Source organism: Vibrio sp. OPT46 (assembly GCF_015163535.1).
GTDB lineage: Bacteria > Pseudomonadota > Gammaproteobacteria > Enterobacterales > Vibrionaceae > Vibrio > Vibrio alginolyticus.
The window spans coordinates 1-1,107 of sequence record NZ_JADDYG010000121.1 but is presented as its reverse complement, the minus strand read 5'-3'; the positions used below and the strand labels follow the sequence as shown (position 1 = coordinate 1,107).

The window sequence follows — 1,107 nt, the reverse complement described above, 5'->3', positions numbered from 1 at the left end:
ATACAACCCCATCACCATCTCTATCGTTCATATAAGAGTATGCAGGATGTGATCTTCTTACTGGTGCAATACCATTTCTGATAGCTTCCTTGCAAGTAATCCTACCGTTATTATCTTCGTCATACATAAGTAACGGGGCGGACTTTGAAACGTTTCTCGTGGTTTTTATACTTTCCTCAGCAGGTTCATATACGATCATTTCAGTGTTTGTGCAGTTTCTTAGTACCGAATCTAACGTTTCCACTTCTCTGCGGTCTACACTTAGAGCGTATTTCAACTTTACCTCGACCACTCTATTAGCAAACCAGCATCTGTTTTTTTGGGGTAACCACTCTCCAGCGTCCTTTCCACACTTACCGTTGTCACCACAACGGTTTACAGTAGGTGAAGCTAATGTAAGATTCAGGAGGTCACTGGCAAATTGAATGCGCCTTTCACTAGATTGTGAGCACATTCCGCTATCATGTGCTTCACTTGTTGACACTATATGCTCAATGTCTGTGTATCGGTCAGATTCAAAGTAACTGCCAGTATAAGGGCCATATATCAATCCCCCCATACTACTTACTATGTGATCTTCTACTCGTTGAGAATAGTTGTATTGTTGAGATTTATCGTATGGAGAACATCTATTCTCAGGTTTGACTATTAAACCCCGCCATATCTCGCTTGAATAAGCATCAAAAGAAACCAATAAGATGCTTGTAAGAACAGCTTTAGAAATTCTTTTCATAAACTTCCATTGATTATTATGGTACTGCAATATACTTGAATGCACTAAGCCCAAGCCTTTTGGCATTTGCTCTTGCTGCGGCCTTATTCTTGAATGGATAGATCCCATAACTAGCCAATGTATCTAGTGCCACATCTACCGAATCAATTAACCAAATATCACGAACACACGGAGGACTTCCAGATACTTTAACGTGAAATAAATCTCCATTTTCATCTAATGAAGAAATAGTTTTGGAATCCACATAATTTAGATCAATGTGAACTATCTCACCGTCACTTTTGTAAAACCTGGGATAATTATGAACTGTAACTAGAAGATATCTCATACTATATATTTGCCTTTTGTAGTTAATTTGTCATCGTTTAATGATT

Annotated in this window: 2 protein-coding genes; both read right to left on the bottom strand. The window is 38.3% G+C overall.

Features of this window, described 5'->3' with window-relative positions; translation table 11 throughout:
- Positions 1-733, bottom strand: a 733-nt coding sequence (locus IQR33_RS05365; RefSeq protein WP_193843582.1) for an excalibur calcium-binding domain-containing protein, incomplete at its 3' end; no start/stop codon positions are given.
- 16 nt (positions 734-749) lie between these two features.
- The gene (locus tag IQR33_RS05360; protein ID WP_025634888.1) at positions 750-1,061 is read right to left on the bottom strand and encodes a hypothetical protein; all 312 of its coding nucleotides are present in this window, start codon (positions 1,059-1,061) and stop codon (positions 750-752) included.
- Between the last annotated feature and the right edge of the window lie 46 nt (positions 1,062-1,107).

Coding starts and splice junctions, on each gene's coding strand:
- IQR33_RS05360 (WP_025634888.1), bottom strand. CDS start 1,061: ATGAGATATCTTCTAGTTACAGTTCATAATTATCCCAGGTTTTACAAA.